This is a genomic window from Nitrogeniibacter aestuarii (assembly GCF_017309585.1).
GTDB lineage: Bacteria > Pseudomonadota > Gammaproteobacteria > Burkholderiales > Rhodocyclaceae > Nitrogeniibacter > Nitrogeniibacter aestuarii.
Genome location: NZ_CP071321.1, coordinates 4,627,141 through 4,644,877, shown reverse-complemented (window position 1 = coordinate 4,644,877; position 17,737 = coordinate 4,627,141). Strand labels below are relative to the sequence as shown.

Genomic DNA, 17,737 nt, shown 5'->3' with positions numbered 1-17,737 from the left:
GTTTTCATACAGCAACAATAAGGACGCGCTTGATGAACCGATGGGAAGGCATGGAGGCCTTCGTGGCGGTGGCGCAGCACAGCCACTTCGCCCGAGCGGCCGAACAGCTGGGGGTTTCCACCTCCCACATCAGCCGCCAGATCGCTCGACTGGAAGAATCACTGCAGACGCGACTGTTCTATCGGTCCACCCGTCAGGTCTCGCTCACCGAGTCCGGTCAGGCCTTCCTGCTGTACTGCCGTCAGCTGCAGGACGGCTACGATGAAGCAATCCGGGTGGTTCAGGACCTGGCCTCCACCCCGAAAGGCCTGTTGCGCCTGACCTGCGCAGTGGCTTACGGCGAGCGCTTCATCGTGCCGCTGGTCAATGAGTTCATGGCCACCCACCCCGGCCTGCAGGTGGAGATGGACCTGTCCAACCAGACCGAAGACATCGTCCACGAGGGGCTGGATCTGGCCATCCGACTCGGCCGGGTGCCGGACTCGCGCCTGGTCGCCACCCGCCTGGCGCCACGCAAGATGTATCTGTGTGCCTCGCCCGAGTATCTGGATCGCTACGGCGCACCTCACAGCCTGTCCGAACTGGCCCGTCACAACTGCCTGATCGGCACGTCTGACGTCTGGCACTTCCAGTCCGGTGCCCGCGAAATCAGCTTTCGTCCCCACGGCAACTGGAAGTGCAACAGCGGCAGCGCGGTGCTGGACGCGGCGCTGCGGGGTTTCGGGCTGTGCCACCTGCCCGACTATTACGTGATCGATCCGATCCGCGAGGGGCGCTTGCGCGCCCTGCTTCCCGGTCATCAGGTACCCGACACCGCCGTGTGGGGCATGGTGCCGCAGCAACGTCACATCTCACCCAAGGTGCGTCTGCTCATCGACCACCTCAAGACCGGGCTGGCAGCGCTGCCCGTGTACCAGCAAACCGAATGAAAAAGGGCACCCGAAGGTGCCCCTTTCTCCCGTCATCGAGCGAACCGGATTACTTCACGCGGTTCTTGTACTCGTCGGTGCGGGTGTCGATCTCGATCTTGTCGCCGATCTCGACGAAGGCCGGCACCATCAGCTCGTAGCCCGTGGTGATCCGGGCCGGCTTGAGCACTTTGCCCGAGGTATCGCCCTTGACGGCCGGCTCGGTGTACTCGACTTCGCGGACCACGGAGTTGGGCATCTCGACGGAAATGGCACGACCGTTGTAGAAGACCACTTCGCAGGGCATGCCGTCTTCCAGGTACTTGAGGGTATCGGTCATGTTCTCGGCCTCAACCTCGTACTGGTTGTATTCCTCGTCCATGAACACATACATCGGATCAGCGAAGTAGGAGTAGGTCACTTCCTTGCGATCGAGCATGACCACTTCGAACTTGTCGTCGGCCTTGTACACGGATTCGGTGCCCGAACCGGTCAGCAGGTTCTTGAGCTTCATCTTCACGACCGCCGCGTTGCGGCCGGACTTGTTGTATTCGGTCTTCTGCACGACCAGCGGCTCGCTGCCAACCATGATCACGTTGCCGGAGCGCAGTTCCTGAGCAGTCTTCATCTTTACACCTGGATCCTTGAAACGGCCCGACTGGCCGAAAGGGTATTAAAAACCCGTTATTTTACAATGCGATCAACAAAATCCACCAGCCTTCTGGCGAGATCCCCCTGACGACCCAGTTCCCGGCACCATTGACGGGCGTGACGAGCCTGCGTGGCCTGGGTCGCCGCGTAGTCCTTCCACAGGGCCGAGACGTCACCGCCCTGATTCCACGCCATCCAGAAACGCTGAACCCTTGCACGAGCGTCCGCGTCCAGCGCCGCCGCGTAGCGTGCCAGAAATGCATTCACCTTCACCAGGTGTGTGGCGTCCGACTGGGGGTAGGCCTGCCACACCATGGGCCGCGCCGCCCACTGCGCGCGCACGAAGGAATCCTCACCCCGCACGAAGTTGATGTCACACAAGGCCAGCAGGGCGTCGTAATCACGCATCGACAGGAACGGCAGTGCCCGCACCGTCAACGCCCCGGCGCGCACATGCGCCCCGGCCTCGGCCGCCATCCCGAGGCAGTCCGCGACCTGTCGCAGCGCCTTGCCTTCCGGAACCCACAACAAGGTCGGCTGAGCATCGGTCTGCCATGCCTCGAGCAATCCGGCCAGCGCGGGATTCTCGTAGCTGAACAGGGATACCCAGCGCGACGCGGCCGACGCACCGGGCGTGGCGTGGCGCGTCTGCCAGAGCAGGCGACCGTCGAGTGCCTGGGCCGCGTCTCGCCGCTCGAACACGTCGCATTCCCGGATCAGCCCGCCGGTGCGCGAGGTGAAGCCGGGAAAAAAGAAGGCCTTTGCCAGCCCGGTCGCCGGATCGGGGGAGGGCAGGCCGTGACAGTCCTCGATCCACGCCTCGGCGCTCAGATACTCGAGATTCACCCACACCGGCGCCGGGCGCCGGCAGCGCATGGCATTCAGGTACGCCGACGGCAGTTCGCAGGCGAAGGCCTCGATCACGCAATCCGCGGCATCGGTGTCGCCTTCGGCCAGCGACCAGGGCAAGACTTCCACCCCATCCAGAAGGCAGGCAACAGGTCGTTCAGGGGCCTCGGGCAACAGACGACGCAAGGCCATCCAGTCATCCACATACAGGCGTATCCAGCGTCCCTGCTCGTTCACCAGCTGTCGCGCCAGGCGCCAGCACACACCGATATCCCCAAAGTTATCCACAACCCGGCAGAAGATGTCCCACCGCATGAAGTCTCCCTGATGTCAACCCGGCGTTCTGTCGACAAGTCCCAGTGAATCGCGGGGACGAATTGTGGACAAGCCCTGATTTCAGACCGGCCGAAAAATTCATCGACAATGCATCCACAGCGGTTCCCGTGGCTTGTCCCCAAGGTTGCCAAGTCCACAAGCTTATGATTTTTATGGATTAAAAGTGCTTTTCCACAGAAAAGCGCTGAGCGTAAACATTATTGTTATTTATATTAATAAAACAGTTAACACCCCTGTGTACTAAACGGGTGTGCCCCAAAATCACCAGCCATCCCACATCAGCTTGGCCCCTGCCAGCAGCAGGGACACCTCGATGATGCGATAGAAAACCGGACCATCGAACCACTTCAGGGACCTCAGACCGAGCCAGTAACCCACAGGCGAGACCACCGCCAGCAAGGCGCCCGCCATGAGGGTGTCCAGGGGAAACAGGTCGAGCCAGATGTAGGGAAGCCATTTGCTGGCATTGATGACGGCAAAGAAGACGGCAGACGTCCCCACGTAGATCACACGGTCCATCTGCTTGGGGATCAGGTACATCGACAGGGGGGGACCGCCCGCATGCGCCACGAAACTCGTGAAACCGGAGATCAGGGACCAGAATCGACCCAGCCAGCGATCCTGGCGCGCTGACGCCGCAGCATGCATGCGGCTGGCAATACCGCTCCAGCGCTGAAGCACGAAAAGAATGGAGAGCACCCCGAGCGTGAGCTTCAGGCCGTCAACGCTTACCCACTGAAAGGTGAGCGCTCCAATGGCGATGCCGGTCAGACCGGCCGGGATCATCTGCTTGAGCAAGGCCATGTCGATCCGGCGGCGAAAGACCACCAGACCGAGGATGTCCATGACCATCAGGGAGGGGAGCAGGAGGGCGACCGCATGGGCCGGGGTGGTGGCCAGGGCCACGAGCGGGACCGCCAGATTGCCGAAGGCGGCCCCGAAGCCGGATTTCGAGATACCGACGATGATGACGGCGATGACGGCCATCGTGATCAGGAAGGGATCAGTCATCCCCGCCGGAGAAACTGGCCAGGGCGGTGAAATGCTTTTCGGTCATCCACGCCCAGTCACCCGGTTCGAGCACCTCGGGCAGCTCAAGCCCGCCCACGCTCTGGCGATGCAGGCCTTCGACCCGGTTGCCCGCCGCTGCGATCATGCGCTTGACCTGGTGATATTTGCCTTCGGTGATGGTGAACCACAGGTGCAGTTCGTCGATCACCTCGATCGCCGCGGCGCTGATGGGTTCGGGCTCGTCATGCAACTGCACGCCGGTGAGCAGGGCGTCGATGAGTTCAGGGGTGTGGGCATGCTTGAGCTCAACCCGGTAGCGCTTGGGAATCTTCTTCTTGCCCGAGCTCCAGGTGTGGATGAACTGGCCATCGTCCGAGAGCAGCAGCAGGCCGGTGGTGTCCTGATCGAGGCGCCCCACCGGCTGCACACCCCGTTCGGCCAGCTGCTCGGGCAGCAGGCTGAAGATCGAGGGGTAGTACTCCGGCTTGCGGGTGCATTCGTGTGCCGTGGGCTTGTACAGCATCAGGTAGGCTTTTTCCCGGTATTCCCAGGGTTCGCCATCGACCGTGAATTCGAAACCGTCGGCATCGAACTCGGCAAACGGATCGTCAATGACCTGACCGTCGACTTCGACCAGGCCGCTGCGGACCAGGGCGCGGCAATCGCGGCGGCTGCCAAAGCCCTGTGACTGAAGGATTTTATGGATTTGCATGTCTGTGATCGTAACTGAAAGCAAAGCACTGTCGTGAAGCGTCGTCGCTTTGCGCTAAACTTCCGCCCTTCCTGACGGGTCGCACCTGTCGACGACAGCGCCGATCCGAGGAGCAAGCCGATGCATTTTGAACACCTGATCGAGATCAACGACCTGGCCGACCCGATGGTGCCGAACCTGACCCGCGATGAGGTCTGGTTCGGTCTGTTGTGTCGCGCAGAAGACCCGCGTCCTTTCCTGCCGGGCCTGGAGGCGTGCGAGATCCTCAGCCGCGAGGAAACCGCTCTCACCCGCAAGCTCGACTTCGGGCAGGTCGTCATCCATGACACGGTGCGCTGGGAGCCCCTGCAATGGATCAGCTTCGAATCCCATGCCAACGAGGAGCATCCGGCCGGCTTGCTGACCATCACCATCGAACACCCCGAGCCGGAGACCCACGCGATCTTCCTGCGCTTTGCCTACCGCACCGGCCTGTCCGAGACCGTGGGGGAAGACGCGAAGTACGCTGAATTCATCCGCTCGGCCTATCACCAGTCGGACGTGGACACGGTGCGCGTGATCCGCATGATCGCCGAGTCCACCCAGACCGACTAAGCAACAGACAAGACAGAGCACACATGTGGTTTCGTAACCTGCAGCTGTACCGCCTGCCCGCGCCGTGGCAGATGAAGATTGAAGACCTTGAAGACCAGCTGACCAAGCGCCGTTTCGTGCCCTGTGGCAGTCAGGATCCGGAGTCCCGCGGCTGGGTGCCGCCGATGGCCGACGGCGCACTGGTGCATAGCGTGGCCGGCCAGTGGTTGATCTGCCTGTGCAGCGAGCACCGCCTGCTGCCCTCCTCGGTGGTCAAGCAGGAGACCGAAGAGCGCGCTGCCGCGCTGGAACTGACCCAGGGCTTCAAGCCCGGCCGCAAGCAGATGAAGGACCTCAAGGAAGAGGTCACCCGTGAGCTGATGCCGCGCGCCTTCACCCGCAAGCGCAAGGTCTTTGCGTGGATCGATCCGAAGGACGGCTGGTTCGCGGTGGACGTGCCCAGCGTGACCCGCGCCGAAGACGTGCTCGAAGCCTTGCGCCAGACGCTCGACGCCTTCCCGCTCACCCTGGTGCGTACCGAGAACAGCCCGGTCAGCGCCATGAGCGACTGGCTCGCGGGCGGCGATGCGCCGGCCGGTTTCACCATCGACATGGACTGCGAACTCAAGTCCGTGACCGAAGAAAAGGCGGCCGTGCGCTATGTGCGCCATTCCCTCGATGGGGACGAAATCAAAACCCACCTGACCGAAGGCAAGTTGCCCACCAAGCTGGCGCTGACCTTCGATGATCGCATCTCGTTCCTGCTGACCGAAAAGGCTGAAATCAAACGTCTGCAGTTCCTGGATGTGGTCAAGGAAGAAGCCGACGGCAGCGGCGAGTCGGCGCAGGAGCTGTTCGACGCCCACTTCGCCCTCATGGCCGGTGAGCTCAAGCGGCTGATTCCGGCGGTGCTTGAAGCCCTCGGCGGCGAGACCAGGGCCGACTGAACATGACCACGAGGCTCTTTCGCCTCGCCTTTGTCACCGCCTTGGTGGTGATCTTCGTCCTGTCGCTGATGCCGGTGCCCGAGGGCTTGATGGTGTTCAGCTGGCAGGACAAGGTCGAGCACGTCCTGGCCTTCTTCGGTCTGGGCCTGCTGGGGCTGGCCTCCCGCCTGGGGCGGCCGGTGGTCACCATGACCGGCCTGCTCGCGTATGGCGGGCTCATCGAACTGGCCCAGGGCATGACTTCCTACCGCATGGCCGACCCGGCCGACTTTCTCGCCGACGCTATCGGTGTGGCGTTGGCTGCGGTAACAATTCGGGTTTGGATGCAGCGCACAATCTGATCTAAGTTGAAGGTGACATTATCCTATTTGGGATTGCCGCCCGATATGAAGACCGTGATGATTATCAATGGCGCCTATCGCCCCGATGGCCACACCGACCGGGTGATCGCCGAGTTGTCGCGGTTGCTGACCGGCGCCGGCCTGCGTGTGGAGACCGTGATGCTGCGTGAGACGAGCATCGAGTTCTGTCACAACTGTCGCGAATGCACCCAGGTGCCGGGCATCAACCCGCCCCCCTGTGTGATCGACGATGACATGAATGGGCTGGTTGAGCGCATGGAGCGCGCCGATGGTTTCATCTTTGCGGCCCCCACCAATTTCGGTACCGCGACCGCACTCTTCAAGCGCTATCTGGAACGTCTCACGGTCTATGGCATCTGGCCCTGGGGTGCACGGATGCCGAAGCTGCGCAAGCAGGGCGTGGTGCCGAAACCGGCGCTCCTCATCACCTCGTGCAGTGCGCCGGCGTGGATCGGCCGGTGGGTGTTTCATGCGATGGGCGAACTGAAGCTCGCTGCCCGCACCGTGGGCGCCACACCGGTGGGCCGGCTGATCAGCGGTCAGGTGCTGGCACCGCCCGGCACCGCGCTGGATGGGCCAACCCGGCACCGGGTGGCCCGTCTCGGCCAGCGGCTCATCAAGGCCATGGCCACCTGAGGCGTCGCTCAGCGCATCTGTTCTTCCAGGTTGGCGAACAGGTGTTCGTAGATATCCACCAGATGCTTGCGGTCGCCGTCATCGTTGATCCAGCGGCGGTTGGCGGCAATACGGGCGGCTTCCTGCTCCATCTCGCTGAGCGTGCTCACGTCCACCGGGTCGCCATTGATGATCAGGTTGGCGTCCGAGCGCGCCTTCTGAGCCGTCGCCACGACGTTCATGGACGTTTCCATGGTGTGGGCACCCGTGACGATATCGGTGGCCATGTCGCCCACCTGACGGGCCGAGGAAGCCGCTTCTGCCAGGTCCTGACCAAACTCGTTGGCGGTCTGGCGGGCTTCCGACACCGAACTGGTGAGCACCGAGGTCTGTTCGATCGCCGACTTCATCGACTGGGCCATGGCGGTGATGGCACTGGCGATCTCCTCGGCCGAACGTTGTGATTCATCGGCCAGCTGGCGCACTTCGTCCGCCACCACCGCGAAACCCCGCCCGGCTTCACCAGCCCGTGCCGCCTCGATGGAGGCATTGAGGGCCAGCAGGTTGGTTTGCTTGGCAATGTTGTCGATGGTGCCGGTGAGGTTGCGGATGGCGTCTGCCTTGGTGGCCAGGTCGGCCATGGCACCGCTGCTCTGATTGGCCGAGGTTTCCGCCTGACCGAGCGCGGCCGACATGCGTTCGGCGGCCTGGGACATGCTCATGGCCGAGCTCGAAAAGGTGTTGGCTAGCTGCCCGGAATCCGTGGCTTGCTGGCAGACGCTGTCGAGTGAAGAACTGACGTGATGAATGGCCATCGACAGGCCTCGTTCCGAGCGCATGAAGATACGCGACAGCAGGGCTTCGCGCGCCACCGCCACCTGGGCGGTGTGCAACTCGTCGAGCATGTGCTGCATCTGGTCGAGCACGCGGGCAAAGATGCCGTGCAGGCCCGAGGTCTGCAGCCGGCGCCACGGACGACTCTTGGCCGTGCCTTCCATGCCGCCGAGCATCTCGCGAAACGCGGTTTCGGTCTGGTCGAGCGCCGAGTTGAGGTTGATGCGCATGGATTCGAGCGTGGCGTCGGAGAACTCGTGCGGCAGACGATCGGTCAGATGCCCGCGGCCGACCTCATGGAGCAGGGCATCGAGTTGGTCCAGCTCCTGATTCGAACGACCGCTCGGCCACATCAGCAATGCGGCGGCCAGACCCAGCACGAGCGCGCCTGCCCAGGCCGCCCAGAAGCTCGCCCCGGCGCCTGCAGCGATCAGGGCGAGCACCGCCCACCGGCGGTCAAAGGGCGAAGATGAGTTCTTCATAGCTCATTCCCTTGTCGTTGAGGACCGACAGCAGTACATCGGTGCCGGCAGCGATGGCGTCGCGGGCCCCGGCGGCCTTTTCGGCGGCCAGCATGGAGGCATAGACGGATGAGATGATCTCGATCGCCGGCCGCTTGGGGCAGCGGCGCACCGAGGTGTAGCCCAGGATCTGACCGTTGGCGTCAAAGTCGGGCGTGATGTGGGCAAAGACCCAGTAGTAGCCGCCGTCCTTGGACATGTTCTTGACGTAGGCAAAGAACTCCTTGCCTGCAGCGATGGTGTCCCAGGCCAGCTTGAAGGCGGAACGGGGCATGTCGGGATGACGGATGATGTTGTGCTGGGAACCGAGCAGTTCTTCTTCCGTGTAGCCCGAAAATTCGACGAAGATCGGATTTCCGTAGGTAATGATGCCCTTGGGGCTGGTCTTTGAGACGATGAAGTCGTCATCGCGCATCACCCGCTCGACCTGGGTCGGTGTGATGGCTCTTTTCATGGAGTTCTCCCCGAGTTGTCCACTCTGACAACGACGGGTCATGCGAAAGCTTGAGCATAAAAAAACAGGCCCGTTCAGGGCCTGTTCCCGGATGTTCGCGACGCGATGGCAACTTCAGCGCACGTACATCTCCACGCGACGGTTCTGAGCACGGCCTTCAGCCGTTCCGTTGTCGGCCACCGGCATGGTCTCGCCCTGGCCGGTGGCGGTCATGCGCGCCGGGGCCACGCCCTGCATGGCCAGGTAGTTGGTGACCGACAGGGCACGATCCTGCGAGAGCTTCATGTTGTAGCTGTCGGAGCCGGTGCTGTCGGTGTGACCGACCACATTTACGGTGGCGTTGGGGTGCTCCTGCAGCGTGCCCGCGATCTGGTTCAGGGTGCTCTGGAAGTTCGGGTTCAGCTGGGCGCTGTTGGTCTGGAACAGCACGGCACCCGGAATATCGAGTTTCACCGAGCCGTCGGGCTGCTCGGTCACGCCCACCTTGGAGCCGACCAGATAGCCGAAGGCACCCCCCAGCGCGGCACCGACCACGGTACTGCGGGTACCGCCGACCTGATTACCGATGACGCCGCCAAGCACTGCGCCGCCTACTGCGCCAATGGTCTTGTTCTGGGTTTCGGTCGTCTGGCAGCCGGCTGCAACCAGGGTCGAAGCAAAGGCGATGGCGAGAATACGTTTCTTCATGAAGAGACCTCCTGGGTGTCTGTCTGTTATTTACGCCGCCAGAGGCCAAACCGGTGCAGCACGCTGGGGCTCGAACATCTTGCTACGGGTGTGTGACACGGTGAAGCGCAATTGATTCCGCCGAATTTTTCCCGTCACCCAGAGAAATAGCACACGCGCCGCCGGGATGCTGCAAAAAGAGATTGCGGCATCGTTCGCACGGATCGGTGAAAAACCCCTATATTCAGGGCATGCAGATCTGGATCGATGCCGACGCCTGTCCGGTCACCATACGGACCATCATCTTCCGTGCCGCGGAGCGCGTACAGGTGCACGCGACCCTGGTGGCCAACCAGTACATCCGCATGCCGCCCTCGAAATGGGTGAGCTCAGTGCAGGTGCCCTCCGGCTTCGACGTCGCCGACAATTACATCGCCGAGCGTGTGAGCGAAGGGGACCTGGTCATCACCTCGGACATTCCGCTGGCGGCGGACGTGGTCGAGCGCGGCGGCATTGCGCTCGATTCGCGCGGGCAGCGCTACACCCGCGAGAATGTGCGCGAAGCGCTGGCCATGCGTGATTTCATGATGCAGATGCGTGACACCGGTCAGGTCAGCGGCGGCCCCCCGCCCCTGTCCAAGGCGGATGTGGCCGAGTTCGCGCGTCAACTCGATCAATGCCTGGCCCGGCGGCCGAAACCCCCGGCAAACACCGGGCGCACGCCGTGAGTGTGCCCGGGGCCCTCACCCTCAAGCCCTGGCTGCCCGCCATCCACATGGGTCGCTCCGGGCGTTTCTACCTCGACCTGGGCTTTGCCTGCCGCTGGTCGACGCCGGAGAAGGCCGAATACGCCTGTGGTGACGTGGCCTTCATCCTCCATCACGACTACATGGCAGTGGTGGCCGAGAACACCGTCATGCGACTGGAGGTCGACGACGTGGAGCGCTGGTGGCGTCATGCACACGATCAGCGACTCAACGACGTGTACGACGTGAAGCTCGGGCGGGTGATATGGCAGGACGGTGAGGGCATGTTCACCCTCACCGATCCGGCCGGTGTCCTGTGGCAGATCGTCCAGCCGCGTCCGGGCGACTGAGTTACCGCTGACGCAGCACCTGCGCCAGCAAGGCGGCCTGGGTGCCGGGGTCGGCGCCGATCAGTTCGTGCACCGTGGTTGCATCGCCCAGGGGGTGACCGGCCGCGTCAAAGCGCTTGCTCAGGGTTGCTTCGTCCACTCTGGCCACCTGCGCCAGCACGCCGATGGGGGCGTCCGCCAGGGCACCGGCGGTGGCCATGAAGGCTGCCTTTCCGCCCGGGGCGTTACCGCCGAGGGGGAGAAAGCTCAACCCCAGCACGAGGACAAACAGCCCTGCCAGGATCTGGCCGCGGGGCTGGGACAGCTGCCGCTTGAGCCCCTTGAAATTGAGTGTCAGATGCAGCGCAACGGCGGCCAGCAGCACCCACCCGAGCCATTCGTGGGCGAGCTTGTTCAGACCGGTGTCGAGATGAAAGAACATGAGGACGCCGGTGACGCCCAGCAGCACGAAGGCGCCGGCAGTGACGGGGGTAATCCATTCGCGATCGAGTTTCATTGTGGTGGCCGTGAATCGGGATGACAAATCGGTGATGACCAGAGCTTAAGCCCGGTCAAATCGGGCTCGCGAGCGTTTTTACCTGTTCTTACCCGGGCTAACCTTTGCCAACGGACGGACATGAAAAAGGCCACCCGCAGGTGGCCTTTTCGTTGCCTTGAGGGGGATCAGTCGTCGCCGCCCTCTTCCCGGTCTTCGGCCTTCCTGGCGACCACGAACGGCTTGGCGTCGCCGGTCTTGTCCGAGACCTGATGCACATGCAGATCGGTCTGCGGGTAGGGAATGGAGATGCCGTTGTCGTCGTACGCGACCTTGATCTTCTCCTTCAGGTCGCACATGGTGGCGAAGTAGTCGGAGGACTTCACCCACGGGCGGATGTGCAGATCCACGCTGCTGGCGCCCAGATCGGCCACGCCGATGAACGGGGCCGGGTCTTCGAGCACGCGCTCGTCGCCCTTGATCACCGCCTCGGCCACTTCCTTGGCCTTGCGGATGTCGTCGTCGTAGCTGATGCCGATCACCAGATCGATCCGGCGGGTGTCACGGGCCGAGTAGTTGGTGATCACATCGGAATAGATCGCGCCGTTGGGGATGATGATCGAGCGGTTGTCCGGGGTGCGGAAGGTGGAACTGAAGATGCTGATGGTTTCGACCACGCCCGACGTGCCTGCGGCCTCGACGAAATCGCCGGCCTTGAACGGCCGGAAGACGATCAGCATCACGCCGGCGGCGAAATTCTTGAGCGAATCCTGCAGCGACAGGCCGATGGCCAGGCCGGCGGCACCGATGAGAGCGACCAGGGAGGTGGTGTCCACACCCAGTCGGTCGAGGGCCGCGACAATCACGATCAGCAGCAGAACACCGCTGAGAATCGACAGGACGAAGTTGACCAGCATTTCGTCCATGCGCGAGCGCGACAGGACGCGGCGGCAAACCTTGATGATCAGTTTGGCGACCTGGCGACCGATGAAAAAGATGGCCAGGGCGAACAGGACGTTGATGGCCCAGTCTCCTGCGGTATTGAGGACGTTGTCCATGAAATCTCCGTGTTGAGGTTGAGCGGATCAGCAGGCCGGCGTCATGGGCAGGCTCTGCTGCTATGCAGCACGATTCTAAACTTTGTGCGCGCGGGGGGTATGATCCGCGCTTTGGGCAATGGGTTCCGACCATGGATCGACAGGGCACCGGCACCGAGCAAACGACCATCGCCGTGATCGGCGGCGGACCGGCCGGGCTGATGGCCGCGGAGACACTGGCGGCCTCGGGCCTGTCGGTCGATGTCTATGAACGCATGCCCACGGTCGGACGCAAGTTGCTCATGGCCGGTCGCGGTGGGCTCAACATCACCCACCGGATGCCGCGGCCCGAATTCGATGCCCAATACCATGCGCAGGACGGGCGGATCGGCCACTGGCTGGACGTGATGGACGGGCCCGCCGTGTGTCGATGGCTCGAAGGGCTCGGTATCAAGACCTTCACCGGCAGCTCGGGCAAGGTCTTTCCGGTGCAGATGAAGGCCGCCCCCATGCTCCGCGCCTGGCTGCGCCGCCTCGGTGAGCTGGGGGTGCGCGTTCACGTGCGCCATCGCTGGCTGGGCTGGACCGACAACGGTGCACTGCGCTTCGAGACCCCGGACGGTGAGCGGCACGTCCTGGCGGCGGCCACGGTGCTGGCCCTGGGTGGTGGGAGCTGGTCGCGTCTTGGATCCGATGGTCGATGGCTGCCGGTGCTCGATGCCGCCGGGGTGCCGGTCACCCCGTTGCAGCCGGCCAACTGCGGTTTTCATGTGGACATCAGCGCCTCGACGCGCGAGCGCCACGCCGGCGAGCCGCTCAAGGCCGTGGCCCTGACCGTGACCGCGCCGGACGGACACTCAAGGACACGCCGGGGCGAATGCCTGGTTACCCGTCACGGTCTGCAGGGGCCGCTGGTGTATGCCTTGTCTGCGTCGCTGCGTGCATCGATCAATGCCGGTGACGGCCGGGTGGTGATGGATCTGATGCCCGATGTGACTGAAGTGCAGCTCGGTGCGCGACTGTCGGCCCCGCGGGGCAAGCGAAGCGTGAGTGGCCACTGGCAGCGCACCATCGGGCTCAAGGGCCTGAAGGCCGATCTGCTGCGTGACGCACTCGCCCGCGAACACTGGGACGACCCCGCGCGGGTTGCCCGCACGCTCAAGGCGCTGCCGCTGCACTTTCTTTCACCGCGCCCCATCGACGAGGCGATCAGCACCGCCGGCGGGGTTGCACTGGACGGGGTGGATACCGCACTCATGATCAAGTCGCGTCCCGGGGTTTTCGTGGCCGGCGAAATGCTCGACTGGGATGCCCCCACGGGCGGTTATCTGCTCACCGCCTGCCTGGCAAGCGGCCGGGTGGCGGCGCAAGGGGTGATCGCCTGGGGGCACGACCGCTTTCAAGGCGGGTAAGCGGCCGAAATGTCATCTCAAGGATGCCCCCGGGGTGTCGTTCAGCTATAACGGAAGCTGACTCACCCGCATTGCCCGGCGCTCCACGGGTCGCCCGACCGGTGCGCGCCGCTTCTGTCCCGCCCATCACCCAGGAATGTATTCCCATGTCCGTTGCCGTCGTCCTGCGCCATGCCGCCTTCGAAGATCTTGGCTTGTTGGCGGTGCCACTGAAAGAACGCGGCTACCGGATCGAAGTGCTCGACGCGGGGGTCAATGCCCGGCCCGAGCGCTTGCGTGCCGCCGACCTGCTGGTGGTGTGCAGCGGCCCGATTTCGGTGTATGACACCGAGCGCTATCCCTATCTGGGCGAAGAGATCCGCATCGTTTCCCAGCGGCTGGTGGCCCATCGGCCAACCCTGGGGATCGGTCTGGGGGCGCAACTCATGGCCTCGGCCATGGGGGCACGCGTCTATCCGGCTACCCATCGCGAACTGGGCTGGAGCCCGCTGCAACTGACCGAACATGGCTGTGCGTCCCCGATCGCGGCCGTGGGGGACCTGCCGGTCCTGCACTGGCATGCCGACACCTTCGACCTGCCGGCCGGCGCCCGCTTGCTGGCCGCCTCGACCGACACGCCGCACCAGGCCTTCAGTGTCGGGCGTTTCGGTCTGGCCTTGCAGTTTCATCTGGAAGTCGATCCGGCGCGCATCGAACAGTGGCTGATCGGCCACGCCTTCGAACTGCATGAAGCGGGCATCAACATCCCGGCTCTGCGCTCGGCCACCGCGCTGCACGGCCCGCGTCTGGTGCCGGTGGCACGCGCCATGATCACCGACTGGCTCGACGCCATGGCGCCCCGTCGCACGCGCTGATCGCCGGTTTGCCTCCGCTGGCCGAAGCGGCGTAGGCTGTGGCCCGCAGCCAACGGAGACATCATGAAGCACCGCAAAGAGGCTTGGGCCCGCGTGCTTCCGGAGGAGACCTTCCGGGTCCTCTTCAAGGAAGCGACCGAATGCGCCGGCACCAGCCCACTCAATGATGAAAAGCGCCCCGGCACCTTCGTGTGTGCCGCCTGCCACAGTCCACTCTTCACCCAGCAGACCAAGTTCAACTCGGGCACCGGCTGGCCGAGCTTCTGGCAGGCCATCGAGGGTGCAGTGGACACCAGGACCGACTTCAAGCTGATCCTGCCGCGCACCGAATACCACTGCGCCCGATGCGGCGGGCACCAGGGGCATGTGTTCCGCGACGGACCGGCACCCACCGGCCTGCGCTACTGCAACAACGGTGTGGCCCTGCGCTTCGTGCCCGACGGCGAAGCCCTGCCCCCGGTTCGCGAGCCCTAATGGTTCAGGCGGGCACGCGCAGGTCGAAGTGCGTGCCGATGATCGAGATCACATGGGCGAGGTCGAGATCCTCCTGAGCCAGGGGCACGCCCATCAGTTCGGCCAGACCCGCCTCGGGAAACTTCAGCTCGATGGCGTAGCGCCCCAGCGTCTGCCCGTAGGTGTGGACGAAAGCCGCCAGGCCCGGCTCTTCGGGCAGCTCCAGCCCGAGGCCCTGCTCATCGTCACGCCAGTCGTCGCTGATGCGCACCTGCCGGTGCGCCAGCGCGTCATGCAGACAATGAATGAGCGCCGTCAGGCTGCGGTATTTCGGCGGGGTTGGGGTCGTTGTCATGATGCACCTCTGAAGGGTTATTTGACGGTATGACGAAGCAGACTCAGACACTCGCGTGAGGCGGCCAGATCGCCGGCACGCAAGTCGTCGAAATTGGTGATCATCGGGTCGGCCCCAAGTTCAAGCAGCAGTGCGACCAGATCGGTCTTGCCGGCCGAGGCACAGAACATGAGGCTGGTGGCGCCCATGTCGTTACGGTTGTCCAGATCGATGCCGGCACCGGCCAGCCGGCGCAGCAGTTCGGCCTTGCCTGACACACAGGCCATCCACACGGCGGTATTGCCGTCCATGTTGCGCTTGTCCAGATCCACACCCAGGCGGATCAGTTCATCGGCCAGCGGCACGTTGCCCAACAGGCTGGCCCGCATCAGCGGGGTCAGGCCATGGTCGCGCGGGGCGTCCAGATCGTCGGGATTGAAGCCATGCGCCGAAATGAAACTGACCAGCGCCGCGCTGGCGTTCGTGGCCCGTGGCGGATCGACCCGGCCCGCCTGGCGGGAGCCCAGGTGAGCCGACAGTTCCTCGAAGCCGCCATCGACACTCCAGGCCTCCACGAAGCGGAAATCCACGAAGGTCTGCGCCCACACCTGGCTGGCATTGCCGTGATAGCAATAGACCAGAATCGGCGTGTGTTTTGTCAAACCGCGGGTGAGGGTCGGAAAGCTGCTGTCGGTCAGGTGCTGGGCGCCGGGCACGTGCACCGTCTTGAAGCTCATGGCGTCGCGCACGTCGAAAATCGCCAGTTCAGGCAGTGCCCCCTCACGGAAGCGCATGATCATGTCGGCAGCGTCGTGAGGGCTGATACGGCGTTCGCGAACCGGATGGGTGGCCAGGGGCATGGCAATCATGCGGTTGGCTCCTTTTGGGTGGTATAGGCCGGCGTGGTCTCGATGCGTGGATCGTCCAGCGCCTTGCCCAGGGTGAAGTGATAGAGGGTGGTCAGCCCCTGGTCCTGCAGCGCGAGACTCTCGCGCACCGGGCCATCGAAGAAGCAGCCGATCCCGGTGCCGCGCAGGCCCAGCGATTCGGCCACCAGATACAGGGTCTGACCGATGAGCCCGGCCGCCCGGTGCAGGTCACGGTAGCTGGCCGGGTCGAGCTTCAGGGCGGATTCGAGCGGCACCACCATGCCCAGCGCCAGACAGGCGGTGGCGGCGATGTCCTGCTGGCAATGCAGGGTGCGGCTCACGCGCTTGAGCACCTGGGGTGAAATGGCCCGCAACTCGCGCAGCGGCAGGTCGGGGATGGGGGCCAGGTCGGAGAACTCGGCAAAGGTGTCGGCCAGCCGCGATGGCGTGTCGGTGTCGTTGTGACGCTCGACCAGATACAGCCCGCTGGGCAGATCGGCCACCCGGTGGATCATCATCACCAGATCCACCCGCGCCTGCTCGGGCAGTACGTCGAAGGGTACCGGCAGACGGGCGTCGAGCACCTCGAGCACCGTACGCAGTTCGCGTCGCGACATCACATGCACATGATCGAAGCGCTGTGCGCTGCGTCGCTGCAGGATGAGATCGGTCACGGCAGGGCCCTGGTCGGGCGGCGTGACGTTCGGACGGATGGCGGTCTGCTCGCTGCGGTCGGGGGCAGGTGTGCCGTCGCGCCGGCGGGTCCGCGTGGCGACATCATCGATGACCGGCCAGCGATACATGGGGTGCGGATCGATGGTGCTGGCCGTGCCGAACCAGGTGGCTTCATCGGCACGGGCGGCCACGGCGACCGGGTCGAGCCGGGGCGCGTCGGCACCGAGGCCGACACTCAGGAGCACTTCCGGCTCCTCCCGCTCGGCCGTGGGCTGCCGCCGGGCCGGGTAGTCGGCCTCGCGATCCAGACCCAGCCGGTGCGCCAGTGTGTCATGCCCCACCTGCCGTTGCTCGGCGAGCGTCCAGCCCAGCACGGCGGCGGCATAGCGGAGCGACCCGAGGGCGTGGCCGACGTCGAGCTGGCAGTAGCGAAAGGCGCGCTCGCCATACTTCCACGCCTCGCGCCACATGACGCTGGAGATCGCGATCGACAGCGACGGGGTGGCCTCGACACCCGGCGCATCCGCGGCGCGCAGGCTCAGGGCATGGCGTTCGGGGCGGTAGTGGTGGACACCGTCGACCAGATCCGGCACGCCGCGGGCGATCACCCAGGCTTCGACCGGGTGCAGGTTGCCACTGGACGGATTGGCGCGTAGCGCCCATCGGTCAGGGCCGAACGATTTCCAGGCAGTCAGGCCGAGCGACAGCTGCAGCAGGGCGCCCAGGTGCGCCAGATCCAGCGGCTGGACGGTGGCGGCCGACTGGATGGCGCCGAAACCGCGGCGCAGGTGTGTGCTGTCGAAGGTGTCGAGGCGGGGCAGGTCGACGGTGTTGCATCCGACGTAGTGGCGGAAAGGGGCCGGCTGGGCATCCCAGTCGAGCGATTCGGGCCCCTGGGCAAAGGCCTCGAAGCGGTGCGCGGTGCGCGCATGATAGGAACTCACGGCACCGCTGTGCGAGCTTCGGTCGTCGGCAGGAGGGCGTACGGTCTTCGTGTCCATGCCCTGTTCGCAGCAAAAGCGATACCAGTTTGAGAATCGAGCCGAATCAACGACTTGTGCAATGCATCATGATTCCCTGATTGTCACGAAAC

Annotated in this window: 22 protein-coding genes; 10 read left to right on the top strand and 12 right to left on the bottom strand. The window is 64.2% G+C overall.

Annotation, left to right across the window (positions count from 1 at the left end; genetic code table 11):
• Window positions 1-32: 32 nt before the first annotated feature.
• Complete coding sequence (locus J0W34_RS21695) at window positions 33-929, top strand: LysR family transcriptional regulator (protein WP_227817336.1); 897 nt, start codon at window positions 33-35, stop codon at window positions 927-929.
• Between the two features lie 49 nt (window positions 930-978).
• Here J0W34_RS21695 and efp read toward each other — a convergent pair whose 3' ends face one another.
• From efp to J0W34_RS21675, 4 genes are all read right to left on the bottom strand, one after another.
• Window positions 979-1,536, bottom strand: coding sequence for an elongation factor P (gene efp, locus J0W34_RS21690; protein ID WP_227817335.1), 558 nt, complete (start codon window positions 1,534-1,536; stop codon window positions 979-981).
• Between the two features lie 56 nt (window positions 1,537-1,592).
• Entirely contained in the window at window positions 1,593-2,723 is a 1,131-nt protein-coding gene (gene earP / locus J0W34_RS21685) for an elongation factor P maturation arginine rhamnosyltransferase EarP (RefSeq protein ID WP_227817334.1), read from the bottom strand.
• Window positions 2,724-3,005: 282 nt separating this feature from the next.
• The gene (locus J0W34_RS21680; protein ID WP_230970173.1) at window positions 3,006-3,755 is read right to left on the bottom strand and encodes a sulfite exporter TauE/SafE family protein; all 750 of its coding nucleotides are present in this window, start codon (window positions 3,753-3,755) and stop codon (window positions 3,006-3,008) included.
• A complete protein-coding gene (locus J0W34_RS21675; protein WP_230970172.1) occupies window positions 3,748-4,467 on the bottom strand; it encodes a pseudouridine synthase in 720 nt (239 codons plus the stop codon). The genes J0W34_RS21680 and J0W34_RS21675 overlap by 8 nt, the downstream gene beginning before the upstream one ends.
• A 120-nt stretch (window positions 4,468-4,587) precedes the next feature.
• Between J0W34_RS21675 and J0W34_RS21670 the strand changes: the two genes are divergently transcribed.
• Genes J0W34_RS21670 through J0W34_RS21655 form a run of 4 tightly spaced genes read left to right on the top strand, consistent with a single transcriptional unit; the run spans window position 4,588 to window position 6,985 of the window.
• A complete protein-coding gene (locus J0W34_RS21670; protein ID WP_227817331.1) occupies window positions 4,588-5,061 on the top strand; it encodes an SRPBCC family protein in 474 nt (157 codons plus the stop codon).
• Window positions 5,062-5,084: 23 nt separating this feature from the next.
• Window positions 5,085-5,987 carry a recombination-associated protein RdgC gene (locus J0W34_RS21665; RefSeq protein ID WP_230970171.1) on the top strand — a complete coding sequence of 301 codons (903 nt, stop codon included), beginning with the start codon at window positions 5,085-5,087 and terminating at the stop codon, window positions 5,985-5,987.
• Between the two features lie 2 nt (window positions 5,988-5,989).
• Window positions 5,990-6,328 carry a VanZ family protein gene (locus J0W34_RS21660; protein WP_230970170.1) on the top strand — a complete coding sequence of 113 codons (339 nt, stop codon included), beginning with the start codon at window positions 5,990-5,992 and terminating at the stop codon, window positions 6,326-6,328.
• A 57-nt stretch (window positions 6,329-6,385) separates the two neighbouring features.
• Entirely contained in the window at window positions 6,386-6,985 is a 600-nt protein-coding gene (locus J0W34_RS21655; RefSeq protein ID WP_230970169.1) for a flavodoxin family protein, read from the top strand.
• A gap of 8 nt (window positions 6,986-6,993) precedes the next feature.
• Here the strand turns inward: J0W34_RS21655 and J0W34_RS22305 are convergent, their stop codons facing one another.
• From J0W34_RS22305 to J0W34_RS21640, 3 genes are all read right to left on the bottom strand, one after another.
• Window positions 6,994-8,280, bottom strand: a complete 1,287-nt coding sequence (locus J0W34_RS22305; RefSeq protein ID WP_321573671.1) for a methyl-accepting chemotaxis protein — start codon at window positions 8,278-8,280, stop codon at window positions 6,994-6,996.
• A complete protein-coding gene (locus J0W34_RS21645; protein WP_227817327.1) occupies window positions 8,255-8,773 on the bottom strand; it encodes a PAS domain-containing protein in 519 nt (172 codons plus the stop codon). The genes J0W34_RS22305 and J0W34_RS21645 overlap by 26 nt, the downstream gene beginning before the upstream one ends.
• Window positions 8,774-8,887: 114 nt before the next feature.
• Complete coding sequence (locus tag J0W34_RS21640; RefSeq protein ID WP_227817326.1) at window positions 8,888-9,460, bottom strand: OmpA family protein; 573 nt, start codon at window positions 9,458-9,460, stop codon at window positions 8,888-8,890.
• A 206-nt stretch (window positions 9,461-9,666) separates the two neighbouring features.
• Between J0W34_RS21640 and J0W34_RS21635 the strand changes: the two genes are divergently transcribed.
• Together J0W34_RS21635 and J0W34_RS21630 are read left to right on the top strand one after the other, a co-directional pair.
• Window positions 9,667-10,167, top strand: coding sequence for a YaiI/YqxD family protein (locus J0W34_RS21635; RefSeq protein WP_321573670.1), 501 nt, complete (start codon window positions 9,667-9,669; stop codon window positions 10,165-10,167).
• Window positions 10,164-10,535, top strand: a complete 372-nt coding sequence (locus J0W34_RS21630; RefSeq protein ID WP_230970168.1) for a VOC family protein — start codon at window positions 10,164-10,166, stop codon at window positions 10,533-10,535. The genes J0W34_RS21635 and J0W34_RS21630 overlap by 4 nt, the downstream gene beginning before the upstream one ends.
• Before the next feature lies 1 nt (window position 10,536).
• Here J0W34_RS21630 and J0W34_RS21625 read toward each other — a convergent pair whose 3' ends face one another.
• Both J0W34_RS21625 and J0W34_RS21620 read right to left on the bottom strand, forming a co-directional pair.
• Window positions 10,537-11,031, bottom strand: coding sequence for a DUF4405 domain-containing protein (locus J0W34_RS21625; protein WP_230970167.1), 495 nt, complete (start codon window positions 11,029-11,031; stop codon window positions 10,537-10,539).
• Window positions 11,032-11,198: 167 nt separating this feature from the next.
• Complete coding sequence (locus tag J0W34_RS21620; RefSeq protein ID WP_227817323.1) at window positions 11,199-12,068, bottom strand: mechanosensitive ion channel family protein; 870 nt, start codon at window positions 12,066-12,068, stop codon at window positions 11,199-11,201.
• 131 nt (window positions 12,069-12,199) lie between these two features.
• Here J0W34_RS21620 and J0W34_RS21615 point away from each other — a divergent pair, with 131 nt between their 5' ends.
• The 3 genes from J0W34_RS21615 (at window position 12,200) to msrB (ending at window position 14,787) form a co-directional block, all read left to right on the top strand.
• Window positions 12,200-13,459 (top strand): TIGR03862 family flavoprotein, encoded by a 1,260-nt coding sequence (locus J0W34_RS21615; protein WP_230970166.1) that lies wholly within the window; start codon window positions 12,200-12,202, stop codon window positions 13,457-13,459.
• A 146-nt stretch (window positions 13,460-13,605) separates the two neighbouring features.
• Window positions 13,606-14,313 carry a glutamine amidotransferase gene (locus J0W34_RS21610; protein WP_227817321.1) on the top strand — a complete coding sequence of 236 codons (708 nt, stop codon included), beginning with the start codon at window positions 13,606-13,608 and terminating at the stop codon, window positions 14,311-14,313.
• 63 nt (window positions 14,314-14,376) lie between these two features.
• Complete coding sequence (msrB, locus tag J0W34_RS21605; RefSeq protein WP_230970165.1) at window positions 14,377-14,787, top strand: peptide-methionine (R)-S-oxide reductase MsrB; 411 nt, start codon at window positions 14,377-14,379, stop codon at window positions 14,785-14,787.
• 4 nt (window positions 14,788-14,791) lie between these two features.
• Here msrB and J0W34_RS21600 read toward each other — a convergent pair whose 3' ends face one another.
• The 3 genes from J0W34_RS21600 to J0W34_RS21590 are packed head-to-tail and all read right to left on the bottom strand — an operon-like array spanning window position 14,792 to window position 17,645.
• Window positions 14,792-15,121 (bottom strand): hypothetical protein, encoded by a 330-nt coding sequence (locus tag J0W34_RS21600; RefSeq protein WP_227817319.1) that lies wholly within the window; start codon window positions 15,119-15,121, stop codon window positions 14,792-14,794.
• A gap of 17 nt (window positions 15,122-15,138) precedes the next feature.
• Entirely contained in the window at window positions 15,139-15,969 is an 831-nt protein-coding gene (locus J0W34_RS21595) for an ankyrin repeat domain-containing protein (protein ID WP_230970164.1), read from the bottom strand.
• On the bottom strand, window positions 15,966-17,645 hold the full coding sequence (locus tag J0W34_RS21590) for a nitroreductase family protein (protein ID WP_230970163.1): 1,680 nt from the start codon (window positions 17,643-17,645) through the stop codon (window positions 15,966-15,968). Before J0W34_RS21590 ends, J0W34_RS21595 begins: the two co-directional genes overlap by 4 nt.
• Between the last annotated feature and the right edge of the window lie 92 nt (window positions 17,646-17,737).

Coding starts and splice junctions, on each gene's coding strand:
- J0W34_RS21695 (WP_227817336.1), top strand. CDS start 33: ATGAACCGATGGGAAGGCATGGAGGCCTTCGTGGCGGTGGCGCAGCAC.
- efp (WP_227817335.1), bottom strand. CDS start 1,536: ATGAAGACTGCTCAGGAACTGCGCTCCGGCAACGTGATCATGGTTGGC.
- earP (WP_227817334.1), bottom strand. CDS start 2,723: ATGCGGTGGGACATCTTCTGCCGGGTTGTGGATAACTTTGGGGATATC.
- J0W34_RS21680 (WP_230970173.1), bottom strand. CDS start 3,755: ATGACTGATCCCTTCCTGATCACGATGGCCGTCATCGCCGTCATCATC.
- J0W34_RS21675 (WP_230970172.1), bottom strand. CDS start 4,467: ATGCAAATCCATAAAATCCTTCAGTCACAGGGCTTTGGCAGCCGCCGC.
- J0W34_RS21670 (WP_227817331.1), top strand. CDS start 4,588: ATGCATTTTGAACACCTGATCGAGATCAACGACCTGGCCGACCCGATG.
- J0W34_RS21665 (WP_230970171.1), top strand. CDS start 5,085: ATGTGGTTTCGTAACCTGCAGCTGTACCGCCTGCCCGCGCCGTGGCAG.
- J0W34_RS21660 (WP_230970170.1), top strand. CDS start 5,990: ATGACCACGAGGCTCTTTCGCCTCGCCTTTGTCACCGCCTTGGTGGTG.
- J0W34_RS21655 (WP_230970169.1), top strand. CDS start 6,386: ATGATTATCAATGGCGCCTATCGCCCCGATGGCCACACCGACCGGGTG.
- J0W34_RS22305 (WP_321573671.1), bottom strand. CDS start 8,280: ATGAAGAACTCATCTTCGCCCTTTGACCGCCGGTGGGCGGTGCTCGCC.
- J0W34_RS21645 (WP_227817327.1), bottom strand. CDS start 8,773: ATGAAAAGAGCCATCACACCGACCCAGGTCGAGCGGGTGATGCGCGAT.
- J0W34_RS21640 (WP_227817326.1), bottom strand. CDS start 9,460: ATGAAGAAACGTATTCTCGCCATCGCCTTTGCTTCGACCCTGGTTGCA.
- J0W34_RS21625 (WP_230970167.1), bottom strand. CDS start 11,031: ATGAAACTCGATCGCGAATGGATTACCCCCGTCACTGCCGGCGCCTTC.
- J0W34_RS21620 (WP_227817323.1), bottom strand. CDS start 12,068: ATGGACAACGTCCTCAATACCGCAGGAGACTGGGCCATCAACGTCCTG.
- J0W34_RS21615 (WP_230970166.1), top strand. CDS start 12,200: ATGGATCGACAGGGCACCGGCACCGAGCAAACGACCATCGCCGTGATC.
- J0W34_RS21610 (WP_227817321.1), top strand. CDS start 13,606: ATGTCCGTTGCCGTCGTCCTGCGCCATGCCGCCTTCGAAGATCTTGGC.
- msrB (WP_230970165.1), top strand. CDS start 14,377: ATGAAGCACCGCAAAGAGGCTTGGGCCCGCGTGCTTCCGGAGGAGACC.
- J0W34_RS21600 (WP_227817319.1), bottom strand. CDS start 15,121: ATGACAACGACCCCAACCCCGCCGAAATACCGCAGCCTGACGGCGCTC.
- J0W34_RS21595 (WP_230970164.1), bottom strand. CDS start 15,969: ATGATTGCCATGCCCCTGGCCACCCATCCGGTTCGCGAACGCCGTATC.
- J0W34_RS21590 (WP_230970163.1), bottom strand. CDS start 17,645: ATGGACACGAAGACCGTACGCCCTCCTGCCGACGACCGAAGCTCGCAC.